Source organism: Streptomyces sp. NPDC059010, from assembly GCF_042740355.1.
Classification (GTDB): domain Bacteria; phylum Actinomycetota; class Actinomycetes; order Streptomycetales; family Streptomycetaceae; genus Streptomyces.
The window spans coordinates 152,534-177,818 of sequence record NZ_JBHYJA010000008.1; the positions used below are offsets into that span (position 1 = coordinate 152,534).

General features: G+C 71.5%; 21 protein-coding genes. 6 read left to right on the top strand and 15 right to left on the bottom strand.

Annotation, left to right across the window (positions count from 1 at the left end):
* Nucleotides 1-41: 41 nt before the first annotated feature.
* From ACFWYS_RS10720 to ACFWYS_RS10735, 4 genes are all read right to left on the bottom strand, one after another.
* Complete coding sequence (locus ACFWYS_RS10720; protein WP_384765741.1) at nucleotides 42-1,454, bottom strand: dihydrolipoamide acetyltransferase family protein; 1,413 nt, start codon at nucleotides 1,452-1,454, stop codon at nucleotides 42-44.
* 10 nt (nucleotides 1,455-1,464) lie between these two features.
* Nucleotides 1,465-2,469, bottom strand: a complete 1,005-nt coding sequence (locus ACFWYS_RS10725; protein WP_384765743.1) for an alpha-ketoacid dehydrogenase subunit beta — start codon at nucleotides 2,467-2,469, stop codon at nucleotides 1,465-1,467.
* Nucleotide 2,470: 1 nt separating this feature from the next.
* Nucleotides 2,471-3,673, bottom strand: a complete 1,203-nt coding sequence (gene pdhA, locus ACFWYS_RS10730) for a pyruvate dehydrogenase (acetyl-transferring) E1 component subunit alpha (protein ID WP_384765745.1) — start codon at nucleotides 3,671-3,673, stop codon at nucleotides 2,471-2,473.
* 474 nt (nucleotides 3,674-4,147) lie between these two features.
* Nucleotides 4,148-5,707, bottom strand: coding sequence for a protein kinase (locus ACFWYS_RS10735; protein WP_384765746.1), 1,560 nt, complete (start codon nucleotides 5,705-5,707; stop codon nucleotides 4,148-4,150).
* Between the two features lie 352 nt (nucleotides 5,708-6,059).
* On the opposite strand from ACFWYS_RS10735, the gene ACFWYS_RS10740 reads away from it, so the two are divergent.
* Entirely contained in the window at nucleotides 6,060-7,724 is a 1,665-nt protein-coding gene (locus ACFWYS_RS10740; RefSeq protein ID WP_384765748.1) for a protein kinase, read from the top strand.
* Nucleotides 7,725-7,791: 67 nt separating this feature from the next.
* On the opposite strand, the gene ACFWYS_RS10745 is transcribed toward ACFWYS_RS10740, so the two are convergent.
* Both ACFWYS_RS10745 and ACFWYS_RS10750 read right to left on the bottom strand, forming a co-directional pair.
* Nucleotides 7,792-8,334 (bottom strand): bacterial proteasome activator family protein, encoded by a 543-nt coding sequence (locus tag ACFWYS_RS10745; protein ID WP_384765750.1) that lies wholly within the window; start codon nucleotides 8,332-8,334, stop codon nucleotides 7,792-7,794.
* An 86-nt stretch (nucleotides 8,335-8,420) separates the two neighbouring features.
* Entirely contained in the window at nucleotides 8,421-8,981 is a 561-nt protein-coding gene (locus tag ACFWYS_RS10750; protein ID WP_384765751.1) for a PadR family transcriptional regulator, read from the bottom strand.
* Between the two features lie 760 nt (nucleotides 8,982-9,741).
* Here ACFWYS_RS10750 and ACFWYS_RS10755 point away from each other — a divergent pair.
* Nucleotides 9,742-10,155 carry a hypothetical protein gene (locus ACFWYS_RS10755; protein WP_384765753.1) on the top strand — a complete coding sequence of 138 codons (414 nt, stop codon included), beginning with the start codon at nucleotides 9,742-9,744 and terminating at the stop codon, nucleotides 10,153-10,155.
* A gap of 93 nt (nucleotides 10,156-10,248) precedes the next feature.
* On the opposite strand, the gene ACFWYS_RS10760 is transcribed toward ACFWYS_RS10755, so the two are convergent.
* Nucleotides 10,249-11,229, bottom strand: a complete 981-nt coding sequence (locus tag ACFWYS_RS10760) for an NAD(P)H-quinone oxidoreductase (RefSeq protein WP_384765754.1) — start codon at nucleotides 11,227-11,229, stop codon at nucleotides 10,249-10,251.
* Nucleotides 11,230-11,389: 160 nt separating this feature from the next.
* Here ACFWYS_RS10760 and ACFWYS_RS10765 point away from each other — a divergent pair, with 160 nt between their 5' ends.
* On the top strand, nucleotides 11,390-12,388 hold the full coding sequence (locus ACFWYS_RS10765) for an ATP-binding cassette domain-containing protein (protein WP_384765756.1): 999 nt from the start codon (nucleotides 11,390-11,392) through the stop codon (nucleotides 12,386-12,388).
* Nucleotides 12,385-13,233 carry an ABC transporter permease gene (locus tag ACFWYS_RS10770; RefSeq protein WP_384765758.1) on the top strand — a complete coding sequence of 283 codons (849 nt, stop codon included), beginning with the start codon at nucleotides 12,385-12,387 and terminating at the stop codon, nucleotides 13,231-13,233. The genes ACFWYS_RS10765 and ACFWYS_RS10770 overlap by 4 nt, the downstream gene beginning before the upstream one ends.
* A gap of 24 nt (nucleotides 13,234-13,257) precedes the next feature.
* Here the strand turns inward: ACFWYS_RS10770 and ACFWYS_RS10775 are convergent, their stop codons facing one another.
* The 6 genes from ACFWYS_RS10775 to pdhA (ACFWYS_RS10800) form a co-directional block, all read right to left on the bottom strand.
* A complete protein-coding gene (locus ACFWYS_RS10775; protein WP_384765760.1) occupies nucleotides 13,258-14,364 on the bottom strand; it encodes a potassium channel family protein in 1,107 nt (368 codons plus the stop codon).
* Nucleotides 14,352-15,782 (bottom strand): molybdopterin molybdotransferase MoeA, encoded by a 1,431-nt coding sequence (locus ACFWYS_RS10780; protein ID WP_384765761.1) that lies wholly within the window; start codon nucleotides 15,780-15,782, stop codon nucleotides 14,352-14,354. Before ACFWYS_RS10780 ends, ACFWYS_RS10775 begins: the two co-directional genes overlap by 13 nt.
* A complete protein-coding gene (locus tag ACFWYS_RS10785; RefSeq protein ID WP_384765763.1) occupies nucleotides 15,779-16,867 on the bottom strand; it encodes an NTP transferase domain-containing protein in 1,089 nt (362 codons plus the stop codon). Before ACFWYS_RS10785 ends, ACFWYS_RS10780 begins: the two co-directional genes overlap by 4 nt.
* A gap of 64 nt (nucleotides 16,868-16,931) precedes the next feature.
* The gene (locus ACFWYS_RS10790) at nucleotides 16,932-18,404 is read right to left on the bottom strand and encodes a dihydrolipoamide acetyltransferase family protein (protein ID WP_384765764.1); all 1,473 of its coding nucleotides are present in this window, start codon (nucleotides 18,402-18,404) and stop codon (nucleotides 16,932-16,934) included.
* Nucleotides 18,404-19,408, bottom strand: a complete 1,005-nt coding sequence (locus tag ACFWYS_RS10795) for an alpha-ketoacid dehydrogenase subunit beta (protein WP_384765766.1) — start codon at nucleotides 19,406-19,408, stop codon at nucleotides 18,404-18,406. Before ACFWYS_RS10795 ends, ACFWYS_RS10790 begins: the two co-directional genes overlap by 1 nt.
* Nucleotides 19,405-20,541, bottom strand: a complete 1,137-nt coding sequence (gene pdhA, locus ACFWYS_RS10800) for a pyruvate dehydrogenase (acetyl-transferring) E1 component subunit alpha (protein ID WP_384765767.1) — start codon at nucleotides 20,539-20,541, stop codon at nucleotides 19,405-19,407. The genes ACFWYS_RS10795 and pdhA (ACFWYS_RS10800) overlap by 4 nt, the downstream gene beginning before the upstream one ends.
* A gap of 190 nt (nucleotides 20,542-20,731) precedes the next feature.
* Between pdhA (ACFWYS_RS10800) and ACFWYS_RS10805 the strand changes: the two genes are divergently transcribed.
* Nucleotides 20,732-21,217 (top strand): Lrp/AsnC family transcriptional regulator, encoded by a 486-nt coding sequence (locus ACFWYS_RS10805; protein ID WP_384765867.1) that lies wholly within the window; start codon nucleotides 20,732-20,734, stop codon nucleotides 21,215-21,217.
* Between the two features lie 90 nt (nucleotides 21,218-21,307).
* Here ACFWYS_RS10805 and ACFWYS_RS10810 read toward each other — a convergent pair whose 3' ends face one another.
* Nucleotides 21,308-21,898: a TetR/AcrR family transcriptional regulator gene (locus ACFWYS_RS10810; protein ID WP_384765769.1), complete on the bottom strand. Its 591-nt coding sequence runs from the start codon at nucleotides 21,896-21,898 to the stop codon at nucleotides 21,308-21,310.
* Nucleotides 21,899-21,914: 16 nt separating this feature from the next.
* Nucleotides 21,915-23,432 (bottom strand): 3-hydroxyacyl-CoA dehydrogenase, encoded by a 1,518-nt coding sequence (locus ACFWYS_RS10815; RefSeq protein ID WP_384765770.1) that lies wholly within the window; start codon nucleotides 23,430-23,432, stop codon nucleotides 21,915-21,917.
* A 160-nt stretch (nucleotides 23,433-23,592) separates the two neighbouring features.
* Between ACFWYS_RS10815 and paaN the strand changes: the two genes are divergently transcribed.
* Nucleotides 23,593-25,284, top strand: coding sequence for a phenylacetic acid degradation protein PaaN (gene paaN, locus ACFWYS_RS10820; RefSeq protein WP_384765771.1), 1,692 nt, complete (start codon nucleotides 23,593-23,595; stop codon nucleotides 25,282-25,284).
* Nucleotide 25,285 lies beyond the last annotated feature (1 nt).

A 25,285-nucleotide genomic window follows, 5' to 3' on the forward strand; every position in this document is an offset into this window, starting at 1 on the left:
AAAGACGACGGCCCCCGCTCGACGCGGGGGCCGTCCTCGGCTCACGCCCAGGTGATCAGCCGCTTCGGCTGTTCCAGGATCGCCGCCACGTCCGCCAGGACCTTGGAGCCCAGCTCGCCGTCCACCAGGCGGTGATCGAAGCTGAGCGCCAGCGTGGTGACCTGACGGGGCTTCACCTTGCCCTTGTGGACCCACGGCTGGAGCTTGATCGCGCCGACCGCGAGGATCGCGGACTCGCCGGGGTTGAGGATCGGCGTGCCGGTGTCGACGCCGAAGACGCCGACGTTGGTGATGGTGACCGTGCCGCCCTGCATCGCGGCCGGCGTGGTCTTGCCCTCCCGTGCCGTGGACACCAACTCGCCGAGCGACTCGGCCAGTTGCGGGAGTGTCTTGGCGTGGGCGTCCTTGATGTTCGGGACGATCAGGCCGCGCGGGGTCGCCGCGGCGATGCCCAGGTTGACGTAGTGCTTCTGCACGATCTCCTGGCTGGCCTCGTCCCAGGACGCGTTGACGCCCGGATTGCGCTTGATCGCGACCAGCAGGGCCTTGGAGATGAGCAGCAGGGGGTTCACGCGCAGGCCCGCGAACTCCTTGTCCTCCTTGAGCTCCTCGACCAGCTTCAGCGTGCGCGTCACGTCCACCGTCACGAACTCCGTGACATGCGGTGCCGTGAATGCCGAGCCGACCATCGCCGCCGCCGTCGCCTTGCGGACGCCCTTGACCGGGATACGGGTCTCACGCGCCGTGTCGTACGTGGCAGGCGGCGCCGCGGTGGCGGCGGGCGCGGCGACCGGGGCGGCCTGCGGCACCGGTTCGGCGACCGGGGCCGCCGCCGCGTGTACGTCCTCGCGCGTGATGATGCCGTCGGGGCCGGTCGGCGTCACCGTGGCCAGGTCGACGCCCAGGTCCTTCGCCAGCTTGCGCACCGGGGGCTTCGCCAGCGGGCGCGGCGGCGTCACCGTCACCGCGGGACCGTGGCCGTTCAGCTCGGACTGCAGGGCCTGCGCCGCCGGCTCCTGGGGCGCGCCCTCGGCCCCCTTGCGCGGGCGGCGCTTCGTGGAGGTCTGGGCGACGCCGTAGCCGACCAGCACCGGCTGGCGGCCCGAGCCCTTTGGCTCGGGTTCCTCCGCGGGGGCCTCCGGCTGTGCGGCCGGTGCCTCGGCGACGGGTGCCTCGACGGCGGGTGCCGTCCCGCCCGCGACGTCCACCGCGATGATCGCGATACCGACGTCCACCGTCGTGCCCTCGGGGAAGTGCAGTTCACGGACCACCCCGTCGTACGGGATGGGCAGTTCCACGGCCGCCTTGGCCGTCTCGACCTCGCACACCACCTGGCCGTCGGTGACCGTGTCGCCCGGCTGGACGTACCACTTGAGGATCTCCGCCTCGGTGAGTCCCTCGCCCACGTCGGGCATCTTGAACTCGCGCACGGACGCTTCAGTCATCGTCGTCACGACCCTCTCCTCAGTACGCCAGGGCACGGTCGACGGCGTCGAGCACCCGGTCCAGGCCCGGCAGGTACTCCTCCTCCAGACGCGCCGGCGGATACGGGGCGTGATAGCCGCCCACCCGCAGCACCGGGGCCTCCAGGTGGTAGAAGCAGCGCTCCGTGATCCGGGCGGCGATCTCCGCGCCCGAGCCGAAGAACACCGGGGCCTCGTGGACCACGACCAGTCGGCGGGTCTTCTCGACGGAGGCCTGGATGGAGTCGAAGTCGATCGGGGAGACCGAGCGCAGGTCCAGAACCTCCAGGTTCCGGCCCTCCTCGGCGGCCGCGTCGGCGACCTCCTGGCAGAGCTTCACCATCGGACCGTAGGCGGCCAGCGTGAGGTCGGTGCCCTCGCGGACGACCTCGGCCTTGTGCAGCGGTCCGGGGATCGCCTCGTCCGCGGCGGAGCCGCTAGTGGACCACGTGACCTCGCCCTTGTCCCAGTAGCGCCGCTTGGGCTCGAAGAAGATCACCGGGTCGTCGCACTGGATGGCCTGCTGCATCATCCAAAACGCATCGGAGGCGTTCGACGGGCTGACGATCTTCAAGCCCGCCACGTGCGCGAAGAGCGCCTCCGGGGACTCCGAGTGGTGCTCGACCGCGCCGATGCCGCCGCCGTAGGGGATACGGACGACGACCGGCAGCTTGACCTTGCCCAGCGAGCGGGCGTGCATCTTCGCGAGCTGCGTGACGATCTGGTCGTACGCCGGGAAGACGAAGCCGTCGAACTGGATCTCCACGACCGGGCGGTAGCCGCGCAGGGCCAGGCCGATCGCGGTGCCGACGATGCCCGACTCGGCGAGCGGGGTGTCGATGACACGGCTCTCGCCGAAGTCCTTCTGCAGGCCGTCCGTCACCCGGAAGACGCCGCCGAGCTTGCCGACGTCCTCGCCCATGATGACGACCTTGGGGTCGGTCTCCAGGGCGCGCCGCAGCGACTCGTTGATCGCCTTGGCCAGAGCCATCTTGTCCGCTGCCATGTCAGACCCCCGAGCCCGCGGCGAAGCCGCTGTCAGATTCCGTCGCGAACGATGCCTGGTAGGCGGCGAACTGGGCGCGCTCCTCGTCGACGAGCGCATGCCCGTCCGCGTACACGTTCTCGAAGATGGCGAAGTGGTCCGGGTCCGGCATGGCGCGGACCGCTTCGCGCACTCGTTTGCCCAACGCCTCGCTCTCGGCCTCCAGTTCCGCGAAAAATCCCTCGTCCGCGTGGTTTGAGGCCTCCAGGTACCGGCGAAGGCGCAGGATCGGGTCCTTCGCCTCCCAGGCCTGGCGCTCCTCGTCGGCCCGGTACTTGGTGGGGTCGTCGGAGGTGGTGTGGGCGCCCATGCGGTACGTGTACGCCTCGACCAGCGTCGGGCCCTCGCCGCTGCGGGCACGCTCCAGCGCCCACTTCGTCACGGCCAGACAGGCCAGGACGTCGTTGCCGTCGACGCGGACGCCGGGGAAGCCGAAGCCCTGCGCGCGCTGGTAGAGCGGCACCCGGGTCTGCTTCTCGGTCGGCTCGGAGATCGCCCACTGGTTGTTCTGGCAGAAGAACACCACGGGGGCGTTGTAGACCGCGGAGAAGGTGAAGGACTCGGCCACGTCGCCCTGGCTGGAGGCGCCGTCGCCGAAGTAGGCGATGACCGCGCTGTCGGCGCCGTCCTTGGTGATGCCCATCGCGTAGCCGGTGGCGTGCAGCGTCTGGGAGCCGATGACGATCGTGTAGAGCTGGAAGTTGTTGCTGTTGGGGTCCCAGCCGCCGTTGTTCACGCCGCGGAACATGCCCAGCAGGTTGGTGGGGTCGACCCCGCGGCACCAGGCGACGCCGTGCTCACGGTAGGTCGGGAAGACGTAGTCGTCCTCGCGGGTGGCCCGGCCGGAGCCGATCTGGGCGGCCTCCTGGCCGAGCAGCGACGCCCACAGGCCCAGCTCGCCCTGGCGCTGCAGGGAGGTGGCCTCGGCGTCGAAGCGTCGGGTGAGCACCATGTCGCGGTAGAGGCCGCGGAGCTCTTCGGGGGTGATGCCGGCGACGTACTTGTCGTACTCGGCGTTCTTGACGCGCTGGCCCTCGGGCGTCAGCAGCTGTACGAGCTCGGGGTCCTGGCTCGTGGTTTTCGTTGCGGTCGTGCGCTTGCCGGCCGTGCTCTTGGTACCGGCGCTGCGTCGCGGTTTCCGCGCGGCAGTGCTCTCCACGGTCACGTGTGCTCCTCCGTCGGTCCGGCTACCCGGGTTCGCCGGGTGCCAGTGCGGCTCACCTGCAACCCTCGGGGCGCACAGGGTGGGAGCGCTCGTACGGGAACAGGCGTGACAGGTGCCCCGGCGAGCGCCCTGCAAAATGCACGTTACCCAGTGCTCCACATTTCTGTGAAACCCCTCCTGACCTGCGATTTTGCTTGGATATCCAAGTAAATCGCGGAAGCCGGGAACAACTCCTGGTCACAGCCTTGCAGGGGGCCGGAACAACGGCACGTTATATCGGTGACCCAGGTCACGGGAAGAGTCACCGAGGTCGGGATCACCGAAGTCGCGTGACGCCAGTCACATACACAAACGGGCCAAGATCGTATGAATGGGCCGGCTCGGCCTTGAAACGACACGCGCGCGTGGAGCCCGTTTCCGGGCCGCACGCGCGCGTGGGGATGTTCTCTTCGGCCGGACCGTGCCGGTGGCCGGTCAGACGCCGCCGGTGTCGCCCGTCGGATCCGTCGGCAGCGTCGCCGGGTCGGTGGGCTCCTCCGTCGGCTCCTCGGTGGGCTCCTCCGTGGGCTCCTCGGTCGGCTCGGCCGTGGTCGGGTCCTCGGTCGGCTGGTACGTCGGATCCTGGGTCGGCTCGTACGTGGGGTCCTCGGTCGGCTCGTAGGTCGGGTCGGTGCCCGTACCCGTGCCGTCGTCGGTGGCCTCCTCGGTCGGCTCCTCGGTCGGCTCGTCGCTCGGCGTCTCGGTGGCCTTGTCCTCGTCGGTGGTCTGCGAGGTGGTCGGCGTCTGCTTGGTGCCCCCGCCGCCGCCGTCACCGCCGCCGTGGTTCACCGCCCACGCGACACCGGCCGCGATGGCGATCACCGCGAGGACGGCGAGGAGCCACAGCTTGCCGCGGCCGCTGCCCCGGTTGCCGTGCCCCTCGAAGCCGTCGTCGTCCCCGCCGCCGTACCGGTTCGGCAGGATCGGCTGCGGGATCTGCGTCGTACCGGAGCCGGAGTCATGGGGGTGCCCCATGACGGTCGTGTTCGCGAAGCCCGCGGCCGGGGTGTGCCGGCCCTCGTGCATGGCCACCGGGCCGGTGTTCCAGGTGCCGGTGTGGCCGCCCTGGTCGTACAGCATCTGCAGGCCGTACTGGACGAGGCCGCGCATCTCCTCGGCGGTCTGGAAGCGGTCGTCCGGCTCCTTGGCGAGCGAGCGCATGACCAGGCCGTCGAGCTCCGGCGGCACCGCGTCGGAGGCCTCGGACGGCGGGGTCGGGATGTCCTGGACATGCTGGTAGACCACCGACAGCGGGGTCTCACCGGTGAACGGCGGGCGCAGCGCGAGGAGTTCGTAGAGGAGGCAGCCCGTCGCGTACAGGTCGGAGCGGTGGTCGACCGCCTTGCCGAGGGCCTGTTCCGGCGAGAGGTACTGCGGGGTGCCCATGACCATGCCGGTCTGGGTCATCGTCGACTGCGCGCCGTGCAGGGCACGGGCGATGCCGAAGTCCATCACCTTCACGGCGCCGTTGTTGGTGATGATGACGTTGGCGGGCTTGATGTCGCGGTGCACGATGCCGTGCTGGTGCGAGTAGGCGAGGGCCTCCAGCACACCGGAGACGATGATCAGGGCCTGCTCGGGGCCGGGCGCCTCGGCGTTGAGGAGGAGGTCGCGGATGGTGCGGCCCTCGACGATCTCCATGACGATGTACGGCACGCTGTGCGCGCCCACGACATCCTCGCCGGAGTCGTAAACGGCCACGATCGCATGGTGGTTGAGGCCGGCCACCGACTGGGCCTCGCGCGTGAAGCGGGCCTTGGACACCGGGTCCTCGGCAAGGTCGGAGCGCAGCAGCTTGACCGCCACGGTGCGTCCGAGGCGCACGTCCTCGGCCGCGAACACCTCGGCCATGCCGCCCCGGCCGAGTCTGCGGGTCAGCCGATAACGGCCGTCCCCGACAAGTCCGCCATTACCCCACATTTCCGGCGCGTCTGACATACCGCCGCCAGCCGCCTCGGGGTCGGACGGGCCCTGAGCGCGCTGCTGCTGTGCCATCAGTCCTCGCCGTCGTTTCTGCCCGCGGTGCGCGCGGTGTTGTTACGGTCTCCGTCGGCCACGCTACAGCCTTCGCGCAAGGCGTCGGTCCGAGACGGTCGCCCCAAACCGGAAGGAGCCGGACCGGCCATCAAACCGGTACCCCGGCCCCTCGTGCAAATTCTGTGCACCGGCCGTACAGCCCCTGTAACGCTTCCGCGACGCTCCCTTCGCGTACGGTCACGGAACGGGCACCGCGCTTGACCTGTCAGTGCCGTGGGGCAGACTTGGCCGGGAATAGCACATTGGATCACGCGGATCACCCGATCCACGGGAACCGCAGGCGCCCAAGAGGCTACGGGGGACGCAGAACATGAGCCAGGACGGCGCACAGGGCCGGTACGCGGGTCGGTCACTCGCCGGTAACCGCTATCAGCTGCGCGACTTGCTCGGCGAGGGCGGCATGGCCTCGGTGCACCTCGCCTACGACAGCGTGCTCGACCGGCAGGTCGCGATCAAGACGCTGCACACCGAACTCGGCCGTGAGCAGGCGTTCCGCGAGCGCTTCCGGCGCGAGGCCCAGGCCGTGGCGAAGCTCACGCACACCAACATCGTCTCCGTCTTCGACACCGGCGAGGACAGCCTCGACGGGATGACGACGCCGTACATCGTCATGGAGTACATCGAGGGCCGGCCGCTGAGCTCGGTCTTCGACGAGGACGTGCGGCAGTTCGGCGCGGTGCCCGTCGACAAGGCGCTGAAGATCACCTCGGATGTGCTCGCGGCGCTGGAGATCAGCCATGAGATGGGGCTGGTCCACCGGGACATCAAGCCGGGCAACGTGATGCTGAACAAGCGTGGCGTGGTCAAGGTGATGGACTTCGGCATCGCGCGGGCCATGCAGTCCGGTGTGACATCCATGACACAGACCGGCATGGTGGTCGGCACCCCCCAGTACCTCTCGCCGGAACAGGCCCTCGGCAAGGCGGTCGACGCCCGCTCCGACCTGTACTCGGTCGGCATCATGCTGTTCCAACTCGTCACCGGGCGGCTTCCGTTCGACGCGGACTCGCCGCTGGCGATCGCGTACGCCCATGTGCAGGAGGAGCCGGTGGCTCCGTCCTCGATCAACCGCGCCCTGCCGCCGGCCGTGGACGCGCTGGTCGCCCGTGCACTGAAGAAGAATCCGAACGAACGCTTCCCGAGCGCCGACGCCATGCGCGAGGAGTGCCAGCGGGTGGCCGCGTCCTTCCAGGCGGCCCCGCCGAGCATCGTGCCCGGCGCGCACACGCAGAGCGGTCAGGGCGTCGGCGCCGCGGTGTTCCCGCCGGTCGGCCAGACGCCCCCGCCCGCGGGCCCCGTCCAGACGCCGTACCAGCAGACCCCGCCCCCGGCGCCGTACGGCACCCCGCCGCCGTCGATGCCCTCGCCGGCGTACGGCTACCCGCAGCAGCCCGGCTACCAGACGCCGGCGCCGGCCGGGTTCCAGACGCCGCCGGCCGGTTACGCCCCGCAGCAGGGCCTCGCGACCCCGCCGCCGTACACCATCTCGCCCCAGCGGCCCGGCACTTCGGGCGGCGGGAAGAACAACCGGCCGGTGATCATCGGCTCGATCGTCGTCTCCATCCTCGCGGTGGGCGGCCTGATCGCGGCGCTGACGCTGAACGGCGGCGGCACCGAGGACGACGGGGGCGGCAGCGGCGGCTCGACCGCGAGCGCGACGCCGTCGGTGACGAAGAAGGCCGGGTACCGCGAGGGTGACACCTCAAGGACGATCGAGACGTCCGAGTGCACCGAGCCGCAGGAGTCGTACCTCGACCCCGACAAGGTGCGGATGCCGGACTTCTCGTTCAAGTACTGGCCGTCGGTCGAGGAATGCCTCAAGGCCGCCGGGTGGAAGTACGAGAAGCAGGACGTGGACGAGAACACGTTCGGCCAGGGCACCGTCATGCGGCAGACGCCCAAGTCGACCGAGGACTTCGATCCGGACAACCCGCCGGAGATCACGATCGAGGTCTCGACGGGCAACCCCCAGTGACACCCCTGATGTGACAGGGCCCGGCAGCGTCGGCTGCCGGGCCCTTGGCGTATCGGGGGGGCGGTGGCTACAGGTACGGTCCTCCCGCGCGGCCGCCCTGGATGTGTTCACCGTCCTCGTGGCCGCCGACTCCCGGCGGCAGGGCGCGGCGCATCTGCTCCAGCTGGGCCCGGGCAGCCATCTGCTGGGCGAAGAGCGTGGTCTGGATGCCGTGGAAGAGGCCCTCCAGCCAGCCGACCAACTGGGCCTGCGCGATCCGCAGTTCCGCGTCGCTCGGGGTCGCCTCGTCCGTGAACGGCAGGGAGAGCCGCTCCAGCTCCTCGACGAGTTCCGGGGCCAGGCCGTCCTCCAACTCCTTCACCGAGCTGGCGTGGATCTCCTTCAGCCGGACCCGGCTCGCCTCGTCCAGGGGAGCCACGCGCACCTCTTCGAGCAGCTGCTTGATCATGCTGCCGATCCGCATGACCTTCGCAGGCTGCTCGACCTGCTCCGTCACCGGGACCTCGCGGGAGTCCTCGTCTCCGTTGCCGCCGCTGAGCGCCATCCCGTCCTGGCCCACGACCAGGATCTGGGGGTGCTCGGGCTGCCTGTCGTTCCTCGGCATCTCCATGCCGCCATTCTCTCGCACCCGTACAGCTCATCATCGTGGTGCCCCCGGTGGGGAGAGATCCACCGTTTACGTTGCGGGACTTTCCGTCACTCCGGCGCCCCCGCAGCCCCTCCGTCCCGGCTCAGCCGCAGCAGCCGCACCTCACAGACGTCGAGCCAGCGGCTCTCCGCCTCGGCGTGGAAGACGAGCTGCTCCAGGACGAGCAGCCGGGCCATCTCCTGCGGGTGCTCGTGCGCCCTGGCCAGCGCCTCGGCCCGCTGCCGTACATAGCCGTGCAGGGCCTCGGCCACATGCCTGCGCTGCGCCCCCACGACCTCGCGTATGTCGACGCCGGGCGCCCCGACCGCCATCACCAGCTTGATCGCCAGCTCGTCGCGGGGCGGACTCGACCGCTGCACCGGCCGTGTGAACCAGGCCCGCAGCTCGGTGCGGCCCGCCTCCGTCAGGGCGTAGAGCACCCGCCCCGCCTCGTCCACGCCCTCCTGGACGACCAGGCCGTCCCGCTCCAGTCGGCCGAGGGTCGTGTAGACCTGCCCGATGTTCAGCGGCCAGGTCCCGCCCGTGCGCTCCTGGAACTCGGTGCGCAGTCGCGAGCCGTAGCGGGCGCCGGGTTCCAGGAGCGCCAGCAGCCCGTGTCGTATCGACATAACCGGATTGTGCGCCGGATTCGGTCGGGTGGCGGAGTCCGGAATGCCGGGTGTGCGGGGTGCTGTGAGGGTTGTTTCCATGACTGCATGGCCAACCGTGGTGCGAAAGCGACGGGTGCGGCCGCGCGCCGCCTTCGGTGGCCCGCGGGCCCTCGTCCCCTCGCCGTGTGCAGGGAGAGTGCTGGTCGGGGTGGGGATGGGGGTGATAGTGGGGCTGTGCGGGGCTGAGGTGTCGTACGGCGTCGAGGGGCTGCATGGCGCGGCGGGGCTCGGGGCCGGGGCTTCCGTCGGCGCCACGGCTGCGGCTGCGTCTTCGTCCGCGGCTTCGTCCGCGGCTGCGGCTGCGTCCTGGGGGCGGCCGTCCGGGCCTACGGGGGAACCCACGGAGGCCGCCGGAGAAGGCGGGGAAGGCGGGAAGGCCGGGGATTCCGCCAAGGGGTCTTCGGAGGACTCCGCCAAGGGGACTTCGGGGGATTCGGCTGAGAGCTCTTCTGGGAGCTCATCTGAGGGCTCTTCCGGGAAATCCTCCGATTCCTCCGACTCCTCCGGGCCCTCCGGGTCCTCTGTGGACTCCCGGCCTTCCTCCGACTCCGGGGACGCGTCCGAGGGGGCCTCCGTCCCCTCCGCCGGGCCCGAGGAGTCCGAGGAGGGGTCCGACGAGGGGTCCGGAGAGCCTCGGGAATCCGCTGGTTCCGGCGAGTCCGACGAGTCCGGCGAGTCCGGAACGGCGCGGACGTCGCCCTCTCCCGCTCACGGGCCCGTGAGCGGGCGTCCCGACCCCTCCGACGATCCGTCCCGGGCTGGCAGCCGGGCGGGTGAGGGGCGCAAGCGGCCGGGGCGTGAGAAGGGGCCGCTGGAGGACGAGGAGGCGAAGAGGGGCGAGCGGGACCGCCGTGAGAGGGGCGAGGAACGGGACGGCTCGACGTCGCGCGAGGCGGAGGGCGAGGACGACGGCGGGAGCGCGCCCGAGAGCGCGGGTGCCTCCGACGACCCCGCCGGGGACGCCGCCACCGGCCCGTCCGCCCCGGCGGGCCACTCCGTACGGCATCCCGTCCCGCACGCCGCGGACCCCACCGAGCCCGTCCTGCAGATCCTGCCCCTCGGCGCGGGGCTGGTGCTGATCGGACTCGGTCTGGGCCTGGCCTTCGTCGGACTACGGCTGCGACGCGGCTAGCGGGTGCCTTCCGGCCTTCCCTTGAGGTGTTCCGGTGAGGTGTTCCGGATGCCTTGAGGTGTTCCGGATCAGGCAGACCCCCGGCCCGTACCCCTACGGCACGACCAGCAGCACCTTCCCGACATGGCCGCTCTCCTCCACGACCCGGTGTGCCTCGGCCGCCTCGTTCATCGGGAGCTCGCGGTCGACGACCGGACGGACGTGGCCGGCGTCCAGCAGGGGCCAGACATGCTCGCGTACGGCCGCGACGATCGCCGCCTTCTCGGCGAGCGGACGGGCCCGCAGCGAGGTCGCGCTGATGGCGCCGCGCTTGGCCAGCAGCGCGCCGATGTTGAGCTCGCCCTTGACGCCGCCCTGCATACCGATGATCGCGAGGCGCCCGTTGACGGCGAGGGTCTGGACGTTGCGGTCGAGGTACTTGGCGCCCATGTTGTCGAGGATGACGTCGGCTCCGGCCCCGTCGGTGGCCTTCCTGACCTCGGCGACGAAGTCCTGTTCCCGGTAGTTGACGAGGATGTCGGCGCCCAGCTCGGCACACCGGTCCAGCTTCTCCTTGGAGCCCGCGGTGACGGCGACCTTGGCGCCGACGGCCTTGGCGAGCTGGATGGCCATGGTGCCGATGCCGCTGGAGCCGCCGTGCACGAGCAGGGTCTCGCCGGGGCGCAGGTGGGAGACCATGAACACGTTGGACCAGACCGTGCAGACCACCTCGGGCAGCGCGGCGGCCTGCGTCAGGCTCATGCCCTTGGGCACGGGCAGCAGCTGACCGGCCGGTACGGCGACCTTCTCGGCGTAGCCGCCACCCGCGAGCAGCGCGCACACCTCGTCGCCGACGGCCCAGCCGGAGACACCGGGGCCGATCTCGGCGATCCGGCCGGAGCACTCCAGGCCGGGGTAGGGGGAGGAGCCGGGCGGCGGGTTGTAGAAGCCCTGCCGTTGCAGGATGTCGGCGCGGTTGACGGCCCCGGCCGCCACCTCGACCAGTACCTCGCCCTCGCCGGGCACGGGATCGGGGACCTCGTCCCACACCAGCGCCTCGGGCCCACCAGGTTCGGGAATCGTGATCGCATGCATGGGCAGGACGCTACTCCTCGGTCTCCGGTCTCCTTCCGCTCGGTCCTTGGGCGGGTCCCGTGAGAAATCCCGGTGCGCGACCGATGAGTTTGCGCGACCGTAAAAGTCTCTCCATGCGTAGCCCAAGAACGCGGAAGGACCACTCGGAAGGACCCGAAGCATGAGCACGCAGACGACGTCCGGTCTCGCCATCGAGACCGCCGGCCTGGTGAAGACGTTCGGTGAGACACGGGCCGTCGACGGCGTGGACCTCGCGGTTCCGGCCGGTGCGGTCTACGGCGTCCTCGGCCCGAACGGCGCCGGCAAGACCACCACGGTGAAGATGCTCGCCACCCTCCTGCGACCCGACGGCGGCGAGGCCCATGTCTTCGGGCACGACGTCGTCCGTGAGGCCGACGAGGTGCGCGGCCGGGTCAGCCTCACCGGCCAGTACGCCTCCGTGGACGAGGACCTCACCGGCACCGAGAACCTGGTCCTGCTGGGCCGGCTCCTCGGGCACGGCAAGCAGGCCGCGCGGGAGCGTTCGGCGCAACTCCTGGAGGCCTTCGGGCTGACGGAGGCGGCCGGGAAGCAGGTCAAGCACTACTCCGGCGGTATGCGGCGCCGTATCGACATCGCCGCGTCCATTCTCAACACCCCTGACCTGCTCTTCCTCGACGAGCCGACGACCGGTCTCGACCCGCGCAGCCGCAACCAGGTGTGGGACATCGTCCGCGCGGTCGTCGCGCAGGGCACCACCGTGCTGCTGACCACGCAGTATCTGGACGAAGCCGACCAACTGGCGTCCCGTATCGCCGTCATCGACCACGGCAAGGTCATCGCCGAGGGGACGAAGGGCGAACTGAAGGCGTCGGTCGGCGCCGGGTCCGTGCATGTACGGCTGCGGGACGCGGAGCAGCGGCCCGAGGCGGCCGAGGTGCTGCGCCGGACCCTGGACGCGCAGGTGCAGCTGGAGCCCGACCCGGTCGCCCTGACCGCCCGGGTCTCCACCGCGACCAGTGGCATCGCCGCCGAGCAGGCCGCCCGGGCGCTCGGCGAACTGGCCCGCGGCGGCATCACCGTGGACAACTTCTCGCTGGGGCAGCCCAGCCTGGACGAGGTGTTCCTCGCCCTCACCGGACACGACACCCAGAGCCCGAAGGACGAGGTGGCGGCATGAGCACCGCGACGAGCACCGACACCCAGGATCTCGCCCCCGTCAGCGCCGAGTCGCTGGCCGCGCTGCTCGTCGGCGGTCAGCGGCCGCCGCGTCCGAGTGCCTGGTCGGCCTCGCTGACCTTCGGCTGGCGGGCGATCCTCAAGATCAAGCACGTCCCGGAGCAGCTCTTCGACGTCACCGCGTTCCCGATCATGATGGTGCTGATGTACACGTACCTGTTCGGGGGCGCCCTGGCCGGGTCACCGAAGGAGTACATCCAGTTCCTGCTGCCGGGCATCCTCGTGATGTCGGTCGTGATGATCACGATGTACACCGGTGTCTCGGTGAACACCGACATCGAGAAGGGCGTCTTCGACCGCTTCCGTTCGCTGCCCATCTGGCGGCCGTCGACGATGGTCGGCTATCTGCTCGGCGACGCCCTGCGCTACACCATCGCGTCCGTCGTGATGCTCACTGTCGGCATCATCCTGGGCTACCGCCCGGACGGCGGCGTGGCCGGAGTGCTCGCCGGGATCGCGTTGCTGGTCGCCTTTTCGTTCGCGTTCTCGTGGATCTGGACGATGTTCGGGCTGATGCTGCGCTCCGAGAAGTCGGTGATGGGCGTCAGCATGATGGTGATCTTCCCGCTGACCTTCCTGTCCAACGTCTTCGTCGACCCGAAGACCATGCCGGGCTGGCTCCAGGCCTTCGTCAACAACAGCCCGATCACCCATCTGTCCTCCGCCGTACGCGGGTTGATGGCGGGCGACTGGCCGGCGGACGAGGTCGCCTGGTCGCTGGGCTGGGCAGGCCTGTTCGTGCTGGTCTTCGGGCCGATCACGATGCGGCTGTACAACCGCAAGTAGCCGAACGGGCTGTCGGGCGGGGCGTCAGCCCTCCAGCAGACGCCGGGTGTCCGGGGCGACCTGGGCGCTCGGCGTCGCCCGTACGATCGTGATCAGCCGGTCCGTCAACTCCAGTGTCCCGACGGCCGGATCGTCGTATCCGAGCACCCGGTGCCCGCGCAGGACGCTCACCACCAGGTCGTCCGTCTGCCGCGGTTTCCTGCCCACCTCGGCCTTCACGACCGGCCGTTCGATGATGTCGAGCCCGCTGCCCTGCTGGATCAGGTCCTCCAGCACCATGCCGGCGGCGGGGCTGAGCACGGAGAGGCCGAGCAGCCGGCCGGCCGCGCTGGCGCTGGTGATGACCGCGTCGGCGCCGGACTGCTTCAGCAGCGGGGCGTTCTCCTCCTCACGCACCGCGGCCACGATCTTCGCCCCGCGGTTGAGCTGCCGGGCCGTCAGCGTGACCAGGACGGCGGTGTCGTCGCGCTGGGTCGCGATGATGATCTTCCGCGCCTTGTGCACCTCGGCACGCTTCAGAACCTCGCTGCGCGTCGCGTCCCCCGTGACCCCGGCGTACCCGTCGGCCACGGCCGCCTCGATGACCTTGGAACTCGGGTCGACCACGACGACCTGGTCCTTCCGCAGGCCCGTCGCGCAGACGGTCTGGATCGCCGAACGGCCCTTCGTACCGAAGCCGATGACGACGGTGTGGTCACGCAAGGTGGACCTCCAGCGATTCAGACGCCATTCCTCGCGGGTCCGTTCGGTGAGGACCTCCAGCGTGGTGCCGACCAGGATGATCAGGAACAGCACGCGCAGGGGCGTGATGACGAAGATATTGGTGAGCCGGGCGGCGTCACTGACCGGGGTGATGTCGCCGTATCCCGTGGTCGAGAGGCTGACGGTCGCGTAGTAGAAGGCGTCGAGGAGGTCGACGGCGCCGTCGGAGTTGTCGTTGTAGCCGTCGTGATCGGCGTAGACGATCAAGGCGGTCGCGACCAGCAGCCCCAGGGCGATCAGCACCCGCTTGGCGACCTGGCGGAACGGATGTTCCACGATCTTCTTGGGGAGCTTGACCCGATAGGTCGCGACCCGCTCATCCGCCTCACGGGCTATCGCGTCCTGGCCCGGAAGTTTCACGTGAAACACACCTCGATGCCGGCGGTCGCCCAGGGCAGATCGAGCAGCTCGGACTCCTGACCGGCCCGTGCGCCGCCCGGTGGTACGACGGCGATGGCGTCGGCCGCCGCCATGCCCCGCAGCATGGCCGGACCGTGGTAGTGCAACGGCACCGCGTGGTCACCGCGCAGCACGACGGGGATCAGCCGGGTGTCGTAGGGATGCCCGTGCGCCGCCTCCTTCAGGGACAGCGTGTACGGCTCCGGGGCCGGGCGTGCGGCGAGCGTGCGCAGCAGGGGTTCGGCGAGCGTGAGCAGGCCGGAGACGGCGGCGAGGGGGTTGCCGGGCAGGCCGACGAGGTGCTGGTCCTCCTTGGTGCGGGCCAGCAGCATGGGGTGGCCGGGTCGCACCTTCACGCCGTCCACGAGGAGTTCGGCGCCGATGCGCTCCAGGGTGGGGTGGACATGGTCGACGGGGCCGGCCGCGGTGCCGCCGGTGGTGACGATGAGGTCGGCGTCCGACTTGGTGAGGGCCTTGTACAGGGCCTTGGCGTCGTCGCCGATCCGGCGCAGGCCGATGACCTCGGCACCGAGGGCGCGCAGCCAGGGCGGCAGCATCGGGCCGAGGGCGTCCCGGATCAGGCCGTCGTGCGGGAGCCCCTCGGTGAGCAACTCGTCGCCCAGGACGAGGACTTCGACGCGGGGGCGGGGTACGGCGGTGAGGGTGTCGTATCCGGCGGCCGCGGCGAGACCGAGCACGGCCGGGGTCACGACGGTGCCCACGGCCAGCAGTTGGTCGCCGTTACGGCACTCCTGGCCACGCGGGCGGATGTCCTGACCGGGCTGGACCTCACGGGTGGCGTACAGACGGCCCTGGCTGTCCGAGCGGCCGTGTTCGCTGCGCAGGACGGCGTTGGTGTCGGGGGGGATGCGGGCACCGGTCGCGATACGGACGGCCTCGCCGTCGGTGAGCGGCTCGGACTCGCCGTGGCCGGCCAGGACGCCCTCGTCCCGTACGTCCCAGGGGCCGGGGCCCGCGACCGCCCAGCCGTCCATCGCCGAGGTGTCGAAGGAGGGCAGGTCGGTGAGGGCGGTGAGGGGAGCGGCCAGGGTGAGGCCGAGGGCGGCGTCCAGGGGGACCGAGACGGGGGCGCGGCCGGCGGCCCGGGTGGCGTTGCGGGCGGCTCGGGCGGCGATGTCGCGGGCCTCGGGCCAGGGGGTGGCCTTGTGGTGGCGGTCTGGGGAGTGAGGGCTCGGGGGGTGGCTGCCCGGGGCGTGCGGGGTGGGGGCGGGCACGTGGTCGCCGGAGGCGTGGTGGCCGCTGCTGGGGTGGCCGGGGCCGTGGTCGCCGGGGCCGTGGTGGCCGGTGTGGTCGTTCACTAGGGCGAGCACCTCCTCGACGTCGAGGTCCTCGGCGCCCTCGTCCGCCTGGATGCCGCGGGCGGTCATCCGGCGTCCGGACGGGTGTCGGGGGTGGCCTCGGGGGCATCGGGCTCGGCTGCGGCGGGCTTGGCGGCGTCGGGTTTGGCTGCGGCCGCCTCCTCCGCCCAGCGCAGGGCGAGGGCGGTGGCCTTGCGGGATGCCTCGGCGACGGCTTCGGGGCCACCCTCGCCGCCCTTGGCCTGTGCCGCCGCGTATCCGACGAGGAAGGTGGTCAGCGGGGCGGCGGGCCGGGCCACGCCGTGGGCGGCGTCGCGGGCGAGGTCCAGCAGCACCTTGGTGTCGACGTCGAGGTCGAGGCCCAGTTCGTCCTTGACTGCGGAAATCCATTCATCCAACACGTGACCATGCTCCCTGATGCGTGCCCTGGCGGTGGCGATGTCGTCCCAGGTGTCGCAGTCGAACGACGCGACGGGGTCGGGGACGCGGGTGAGGTCCAGCACGCCGGTCAGCCGGCGCAGGGGGAGACCGGTGAGACCGGGGGGACTGGGGGGACCGGGGGCTTGAGAAGCGGTGCGGGCGGCGTCTGGGGAACCGGTGCGGGCACCGTCCGCAGGACCGGCGCGGCCGGCGCCCCGAGGGCCGGTGATGCCGTCCTGCCCATGAGCGAGCGCGGCCAGTTCGCGGCGTACCGCGGACGCGCGGTACGCGGCGACGAGCGGCTGGTCGCGGCCGTCGGCGTCGGTGAGCAGCGCGCCGTCGGCGCCGCTGGTGCGCAGGGCGGTCAGCAGCCGGCGGACCGTGCCCTCGTCGAGGAACGGCAGGTCGGCCGAGAGGACGACGACGTACTCGGCCGTGGTGTGCCGCAGCCCGGCGTCCAGGGCGGCGAGCGGGCCACCGCCGGGCGGGTCCTCGCGCGCCCAGAGCACCGGCCGTGCGGTGGGCCGGGGGTCCGCGACCACGACCGTGGTGTGCGCGTCGGCGCAGGCGGCGAGCACCCGGTCGAGCAGGGCACGCCCGCCGACGCGCAGGGCGGGCTTGTCCACACCGCCGAGGCGCCGGGCACCGCCGCCGGCCAGCACGACGGCGTCGTACGCGACGTCGTTCCCGGTGTCGGCGGCGCCCTGCGCGCCCGTCGGCTCGTACGCGGTCACCCCCCGAGTATGCGTGCCCTCACGATCACAGGGAACGCAGGGGAGGGGACGGGTCGTGGCACCGTCACAGTGTGCGCAGCAGCACCGCCGGGTGTTCCACGCAGTCCGCCACGTACCGCAGGAAGCCTCCTGCCGTGCCGCCGTCGCAGACCCGGTGGTCGAAGGTGAGCGAGAGCTCGACGACCTGGCGCACCGCCAGCTCGCCCTCGTGCACCCACGGCTTGGGGATGATGCGGCCGACGCCGAGCATCGCGGCCTCGGGGTGGTTGAGGATCGGTGTGGAGCCGTCGACGCCGAACACGCCGTAGTTGTTCAACGTGAAGGTGCCGCCGGTGAGTTCCGCCGGTGTGAGGGTGCCCGTGCGGGCCGCCTCCGTGAGCCGGGCGAACTCCGCGGTCAGCGATTCCGCGTCCCGCGCGTGTGCGTCCCGGACGACCGGCACCACGAGCCCTCGCTCGGTCTGCGCGGCGAATCCGAGGTGCACATGGTCGAGCTGGACGATCTCCCTGGCCTCCATGTCGACCATGGAGTTGAGCTCGGGGAACCGGGCCAGGGCGGCGGTGCAGATACGGGCCAGCAGGGCGAGAAGGGAGATCTTCGGTCCACCGGCGGCGTTCATCGCCGTGCGCGCCCGCATGAGCTCCGTGGCGTCGGCGTCCACCCAGCAGGTCGCGTCCGGGATCTCCCGCCGGCTGCGGGAGAGCTTGTCGGCGACGGCGCCGCGGATGCCCTTGAGGGGGACGCGGATGCCGGCGGGGGGCGCGGAGGAGCGGGCGGGGGCCTGCGCGGGCGCCGGGGTCGTCGGCGTCACACGGGTGTGCGGCTCGGCCGTCGGCTGCGCTCCGCGGCCGTGCACCTCGGCGGCCCGCAGGGCGTACTCGACGTCGGCCCGCAGGATGAGCCCGTCCGGCCCGGAACCGTGCAGCTCCCGCAGATCGAGGCCGTTCTCGCGGGCGAGGCGGCGCACGAGCGGGGAGATCACGGGCACGGGACCGTCGCTACGGGTCTCCTCGTCAGCCGGTGCCGTGCCACGTCCGTGGACGGCGGGGGCCTGAGCGGTGGTGTCATGACCGGTCGTGCCGTGCCCCGCCCCGGTCCCGACCGGCCGCGCCACGCTCTCGGCGGGCGGCGTGACCTCACGCGCGACGGCGCCGTTCGCCACCGGCGGCGTCGCAGCGGCGGGCGGCGTCGGTGCGGCCGGCCGCACCCTGCGGCGCCGTGCCGGTGCCTCGGAGGTGCCGTACCCCACCAGCACGTTCCCCGAGCCCTCGGTCTCGCCGTCGGAGGCCGACGCGCCCACCGCCACGGTCACCAGCGGCGCCCCGACGGGCAGTTCGGTGCCCTCCTCGCCGAAGCGGGCCGTGACCACACCGGCGTAGGGGCAGGGGATGTCGACCATCGCCTTGGCCGTCTCCACCTCGACGACCGGCTGGTCGACGGCGACGACGTCACCGACCTCCACCAGCCAGCGGACGATCTCCGCCTCGGTCAGGCCCTCGCCGAGATCCGGCAGCCTGAACTCCAGCACCTGGGCCATCAGCTCTCCGCCTCCCACTGCAGACGCCCCACGGCGTCCAGGATCCGGTCCACGCCGGGCAGGTGGTGACGCTCCAGCATCGGCGGCGGATAGGGGATGTCGAACCCGGCCACGCGCAGCACCGGCGCCTCCAGATGGTGGAAGCAGCGCTCCGTGACCCGGGCCGCGATCTCCCCTCCCGGTCCGCCGAACCCGCCCGACTCGTGTACGACGACCGCCCGTCCGGTCCGCCGTACCGAGGCGGCGACCGTCTCGTCGTCGAACGGCACCAGCGAGCGCAGGTCGACGACTTCCAGGTCCCACCCCTCCTCCCGGGCCGCCTCGGCGGCTTCGAGGCAGACGGGCACGGACGGTCCGTACGTGATGAGCGTGGCGCTCCTCCCCGAGCGCCGCACCACCGCGCGGCCAATCGGTTCAACGCTCTGCGGGTCCTCCGGGTTCCAGGAGTCCTTCGACCAGTACAGCCGCTTGGGTTCCAGGAAGACGACCGGGTCGTCGGAGGCGATGGCGGCGCGCAGCAGCCCGTAGGCGTCCGCGACGGTCGCGGGCGTGACGACATGGAGCCCCGGGGTCGCGATGTAGTACGCCTCGGAGGAGTCGCTGTGGTGCTCGACGCCGCCGATGCCGCCGCCGTAGGGCACGCGCACGGTGATGGGCAGCGGCATCTTGCCGCGGGTGCGGTTGCGCATGCGTGAGACGTGCGAGATGAGCTGTTCGAACGCCGGGTAGGCGAACGCGTCGAACTGCATCTCCACGACCGGGCGCAGGCCGTACATGGCCATGCCGACGGCGGTGCCGAGGATGCCCGCCTCGGCCAGCGGCGTGTCCGTGCAGCGGTCCTCGCCGAACTCCTTGGCGAGCCCGTCGGTGACGCGGAAGACACCGCCGAGGGTGCCGACGTCCTCCCCCATGACATGCACGGTGGGGTCGGCGGCCATGGCGTCGCGCATCGCGCGCGTGAGGGCCTGCGCCATGGTGGCCGGCTTGACGGCGACGGTGGTCATCGGTGCGGGCCTTCCGACTCGGCGTGCAGCTCCGCCTGCAACTGGGCCTGCTGTTCGCGCAGTTGCGGGGTGGGCTCGGCGTAGGCGTGCGTGAACAGGTCCATCGGGTCGAGCGCCGGGTCCTGGTTCATGCGTTCGCGCAGGTCGGCGGCCATCGCTTCGGCGGCGTCCCGCGCGGCCTGCTTGGCGTCCTCGTCGAGCAGGCCGCGCTCGGTCAGCTCGTGCTCCAGGAGGGCGATCGGGTCGTGCCCGCGCCAGGTCTCCACCTCGGTGTCACCGCGGTAGCGGGTCGCGTCGTCGGCGTTGGTGTGGGCGTCGATGCGGTAGGTGATCGCCTCGATCAGCGTGGGACCGCCGCCCGCACGCGCGTGCCGTACGGCGTCGCCGATCACCTCGTGCACCGCGACCGCGTCGTTGCCGTCGACCAGGCGGCCGGGCATGCCGTAGCCGACGGCCTTGTGGGCCAGCGACGGGGCCGCGGTCTGCTTGGCGAGCGGGACGGAGATCGCGAAGCCGTTGTTCTGGACCAGGAAGACGACCGGCGCCTGCCATACGGCGGCGAAGTTCAGCGCCTCGTGGAAGTCACCCTCGCTGGTGCCGCCGTCGCCGACCATGGCGAGCGCGACCACGTCGTCGCCCTTGAGGCGGGCGGCGTGGGCGAGGCCGACGGCGTGCGGAAGCTGGGTGGCGAGCGGCGTGCACAGGGGGGCCACGCGGTGCTCGCGCGGGTCGTAGCCGGTGTGCCAGTCACCGCGCAGCAGGGTCAGCGCCTCGACGGGGTCCACGCCGCGGGCGACGGCGGCGAGGGTGTCGCGGTAGCTCGGGAAGAGCCAGTCGCGCTCCTCAAGGGCGAGCGCGGCGGCGACCTCGCAGGCCTCCTGGCCGGTGCTGGACGGATACACCGCGAGGCGGCCCTGCTTCGTGAGCGCGGTCGCCTGCGCGTTGTACCGACGGCCCCGCACCAGCTCGGCGTACAGCCGGCGCAGCAGGCCGGGGTCGGCCTTCGCGGCCGCCTCCGTGCCGAGGACGCGGTACGGCTCGGCGTCGGGCAGCAGCGGCGCGGGGTCCATACGGGGCTGCCAGGCGGGCGGCGGCGATGGCCGATACGCGCCCCGCTGCTCCATGACCGTCATGACGGCACCTCCTCGTGGGAGTGGCTACGGGAGGCGCGTCGACTGTGAGGCGCCTCACCTACCGATTGTTCGGTCGTCGGCACATTTTGGCTACAGGCCCCCTCAGGCTGTGGACAAACGGTTCTCCACAGCCTCCAATGAACGCAGTACGTCCACGGGAGGAAGGTGGGGGGACATGGCTCCTGAACAAATGGCCGAGAGCCAGGACGGCGGAGCCCCCCTGCCGCCGCCGCGTCCGCTCGACGCCATCGATCAGGACATCCTGCAGATGCTCCAGGCCGACGGCCGCGCGTCGATACGGTCGGTCGCCGAGCGGGTCCATGTCTCGCGCGCCAACGCCTACGCCCGCATCAACCGCCTCATCGAGGACGGCGTCATCCGTGGCTTCGGCGCCCGCGTCAACCACGAGCGCGCGGGCCACGGCACCTCGGCGTACATCACGCTGAAGATCGTCCAGAACTCCTGGCGCACGGTCCGCGAACAGCTGCGCCAGTTGCCCGGCGCCTCCCACATCGCCCTGGTGGGCGGCGACTTCGACGTCCTGCTCCTGGTGCACACACCCGACAACCGCGCGCTGCGCGAGCTGGTCCTCACCCGCCTCCAGGCGATCCCGGAAGTGCTCAGCACGCGCACGTTGCTGGTGTTCGAGGAGGAGGACCTGGAGCCGCAGGGCTGAGCGCATCGGCGGCGTACTCACCGGCCACGCGCGCGTACTCAGCCGGCCGCCGCCCAGGACATGGTCAGCCGGCCGCCGCGGAAGACGTGGTCAGCCCTCCTGCCGCAGTCCCCCGAAGACCAGTCGCACCACGGTGTCGGCGACCTCGCGTTCGTTCATGCCGCGACCGTCCGGGCGGTACCACTCCACGATCGAGTTGATCATCCCGAAGACGAGCCGGGTCGCCAGCCGCACCTCCACGTCGGCGCGCACCTCCCCGTCGGCCGCGGCCGCCTTGAGCAGCTCGGCGACCCGGTGGTCGAAGTCGCGGCGCCGTTCCAGGGCCCACCGCTCGGTGTCGGTGTTGCCGCGCACGCGCAGCAGCAGCGTCACGTAGGGCAGGTCGGATATGAGCACCTCGACCATGCGCCGTACGACGTACTCCAGGCGGTCGGCGGCGTGCCCCACGCGCGCGTGCTCCTCGCCGAGGATCCCGAAGAGGCCGTCGAGGGCACGGCTGACGGCGCGCTGCAGCAGCTCCTCCTTGCCCGCGACGTGGTGGTAGATCGACGACTTGGAGATGCCGGCCGCCTTGGAGAGGTGCTCCATGGAGGTGCCGTCGTAGCCGCGCTCGTTGAAGACCTGCACGGCGACGGAGAGCAGCGTCTCCGGCGTGTACGTGTCGCGCTTGGCGGTGGTCATGGGGTGCCCTTCCGGGTCATGAGGTGCTGCCCTCGCGCTTGTCGGAGGCGTACGCGTGGCGGTACAGCGCGAGGGACGGCGCGTACCGCCCGGAGGGGTCGCGCAGATGCAGGTCGTCGAGGAGGGCGTACGCCCAGTTGCGGCCGAGCCTGCGGCTCCACTCGAAGGGGCCGAGCGGGTAGTTCACGCCCAGGCGCATCGCGGTGTCGATGTCCTCCTCGGTGGCCACGCCCTTGGCCACGGCGTCGTGCGCGAGGTCGACGACCCGGGCGACCGTGCGGGCGACGATCATGCCGGGGATGTCGCCGATGACGCTGACGTCCTTGCCGAGCGCCTGGAAGAGGCCGATGGCCTCGGTGAGGGTCCCCGGCGAGGTGTCCTGGGAGGCGGACAGGGCGATCCGGGTGGCCCGACGGTAGTCGAGGGCGAGGTCGAAGTAGACGACGTCGCGGAACTCCACCGACGTCTGGCCGTCGGCGAGCGCCAGCTGGCCTCCGCTGGGCAGCACCAGGCGGGTGCCGTGGTCCTCGTCCTCCTCGCGCACCGGGATGCCCGCCTCGCGGATCAGCGCGAGCAGTTCGGAAGCCGGGCCCAGATCGCCCTCGGCGACGACATAGGCGGGCTGCGCGGCCTTCTCCGCGGTGTGCGGCTCGGCGGACTCGGCGTCCGCTGCGTAGTCGTACCACCCGTGCCCGCTCTTGCGGCCGAGCCGGCCCGACTCGACCAGGCGACGCTGGGCGAGCGAGGGCGCGAAGCGCACGTCCTGGAAGAACGACTGCCATACGGAGTGCGTGACGGACTCGTTGACGTCCTGCCCGATGAGGTCGGTGAGCTCGAACGCGCCCATCCTGAAGCCGCCGCACTCACGCAGCACGGCGTCGATGGTGGCCGGGTCGGCGCCCTGCGCCTCGTAGACCGCGAAGGCCTCGGCGTAGAAGGGCCGGGCGATGCGGTTGACGATGAAACCGGGAGTGTCGGCGCAGGCGACCGGCGTCTTTCCCCAGGCGCGTGCCGTCTCGTACGCGCGCGTGGCCGACGTGACGTCGGTGGCGAACCCGGAGACGACCTCGACCAGCGGCAGCAGCGGCGCGGGGTTGAAGAAGTGCAGTCCGACGAGGCGGCCCGGGTTGGCGAGGGCGCCGCCGATCGCCGTGACCGACAGGGACGAGGTGTTGGTGGCGAGCAGGCAGTCCTCGCCGACGACGCCCTCCAGCTCGCGGAACAGCTCCTGCTTGACGTCGAGCCGCTCCAGGACGGCCTCGACGACCAGCGCGCAGTCCGCGAGGTCGGCGAGCGCCTCGGCGGGGCGCAGCCGCGCGCGGGCCGCGTCGCGGTCGGCGGCGGTGAGGCGGTCCTTCTCGACGAGCCGGTCGAGGCGCGCGCCGATCGCGTCGGCCGCGTCCTGGGCCCGTCCGGGCACAGTGTCGTACAGCCGTACGGGATGGCCGGCGACCAATGCGACCTGGGCGATGCCCTGGCCCATGGTGCCGGTGCCGACGACGGCCACGGGGCTGCTGAGGTCGATTGCTGTCATGTGCGCGATCCTCCCGCACGGGGTTTTCCACAGATGCGGCGGACCCCCTTGTCCCGACCGATCGTTCGGTTACTCTAACTCTGTCTGGCTGTTCCTGCCCATGTCTGTGCCCAGGTCATGAGCTCGACGAGGAGCTCAGGAAACGAGGAGTTGGTCCCGCATGGCCGCCGAACTGACCGCCCACGAGCTGATCGCCAAGCACCGGCCCACCCTCGACCAGGCGCTGGAAGCGATCCGCACCCGCGCGTACTGGTCACCGCACCCCGAGCACCCCAAGGCCTACGGCGAGAACGGCAGCCTGGACGCGGCTGCGGGCAAGGCCGCCTTCGATGCCCTCCTGGGCACCCGCCTCGACCTCGGCCAGGCCGGCACCGACGGCTGGGTGACCGGCGAGGTCTCCCCGTACGGCATCGAGCTGGGCGTCGAGTACCCGCACGCCGATGTCGATGTCCTGCTGCCGGCCATGAGGGCGGGCATGCGTCAGTGGCGGGACGCGGGCGCGGAGATGCGCGCGGTGGTCTGCGTGGAGATCCTCAAGCGGATCAGCGACCGGACGCACGAGTTCGCGCACGCGGTCATGCACACCTCCGGCCAGGCCTTCATGATGGCGTTCCAGGCGGGCGGCCCGCACGCGCAGGACCGCGGCCTGGAGGCGGTGGCGTACGCGTATGTCGAGCAGGTCCGCACCCCCGACACGGCGGAGTGGACCAAGCCGCAGGGCAAGCGCGACCCGCTCGCGCTCAACAAGCAGTTCACGCCGGTCCCGCGCGGTGTCGCCATGGTCATCGGTTGCAACACCTTCCCGACCTGGAACGGCTACCCCGGCCTGTTCGCCTCCCTGGCCACCGGCAACGCAGTGCTCGTGAAGCCGCACCCGCGCGCGGTGCTCCCGCTCGCGCTCACCGTGCAGGTCGCGCGGCAGGTGCTGGCCGAGGCGGGCTTCGACCCGAACCTGGTCGCGCTGGCCGCCGAGCGGCCCGGCGAGGGCATCGCGAAGACCCTGGCCACCCGCCCCGAGATCCGGATCATCGACTACACCGGCTCGACCGTGTTCGGCGACTGGCTGGAGGCCAACGCCCGCCAGGCGCAGGTCTACACGGAGAAGGCCGGCGTCAACACGGTGATCGTCGACTCCACCGACACCTACAAGGGGATGCTGTCCAACCTGGCCTTCTCGCTGTCCCTGTACAGCGGCCAGATGTGCACCACCCCGCAGAACCTGCTCATCCCCCGCGACGGCATCCGTACCGATGAGGGCCCCAAGACCTTCGACGAGGTCGTCGCCGACCTCGCCCGCTCGGTCGACGGCCTCCTCGGCGACGACGCCCGCGCGAACGCGCTGCTCGGCGCGATCGTCAACCCGGACGTGAAGGCACGGCTGGAGGCCGCCGCCGGGCTGGGCGAAGTCGCCCTCTCCTCCCGCGAGATCGCGAACCCGGAGTTCCCGGACGCGGTCGTGCGTACGCCGGTGATCGTGAAGCTGGACGGGGCCAAGCCGGACGACGAGGCCGCGTACATGAGCGAGTGCTTCGGGCCGGTGTCGTTCGCCGTCGCGGTCGACTCGGCGGCGGAGGCGGTGGAGTTGCTGCGGCGGACCGTGCGGGAGAAGGGCGCGATGACCGTCGGCGCGTACACGACCGACGACGAGGTCGAGGCGGCGATCCAGGAGGTCTGCCTGGAGGAGGCCGCCCAGCTGTCGCTCAACCTCACGGGCGGGGTGTACGTCAATCAGACGGCCGCGTTCTCCGACTTCCACGGGTCGGGCGGCAACCCTGCGGCCAACTCGGCACTGTGCGACGGGGCGTTCGTGGCCAACCGGTTCCGGGTCGTCGAGGTGCGTCGGGAGGCCTGAG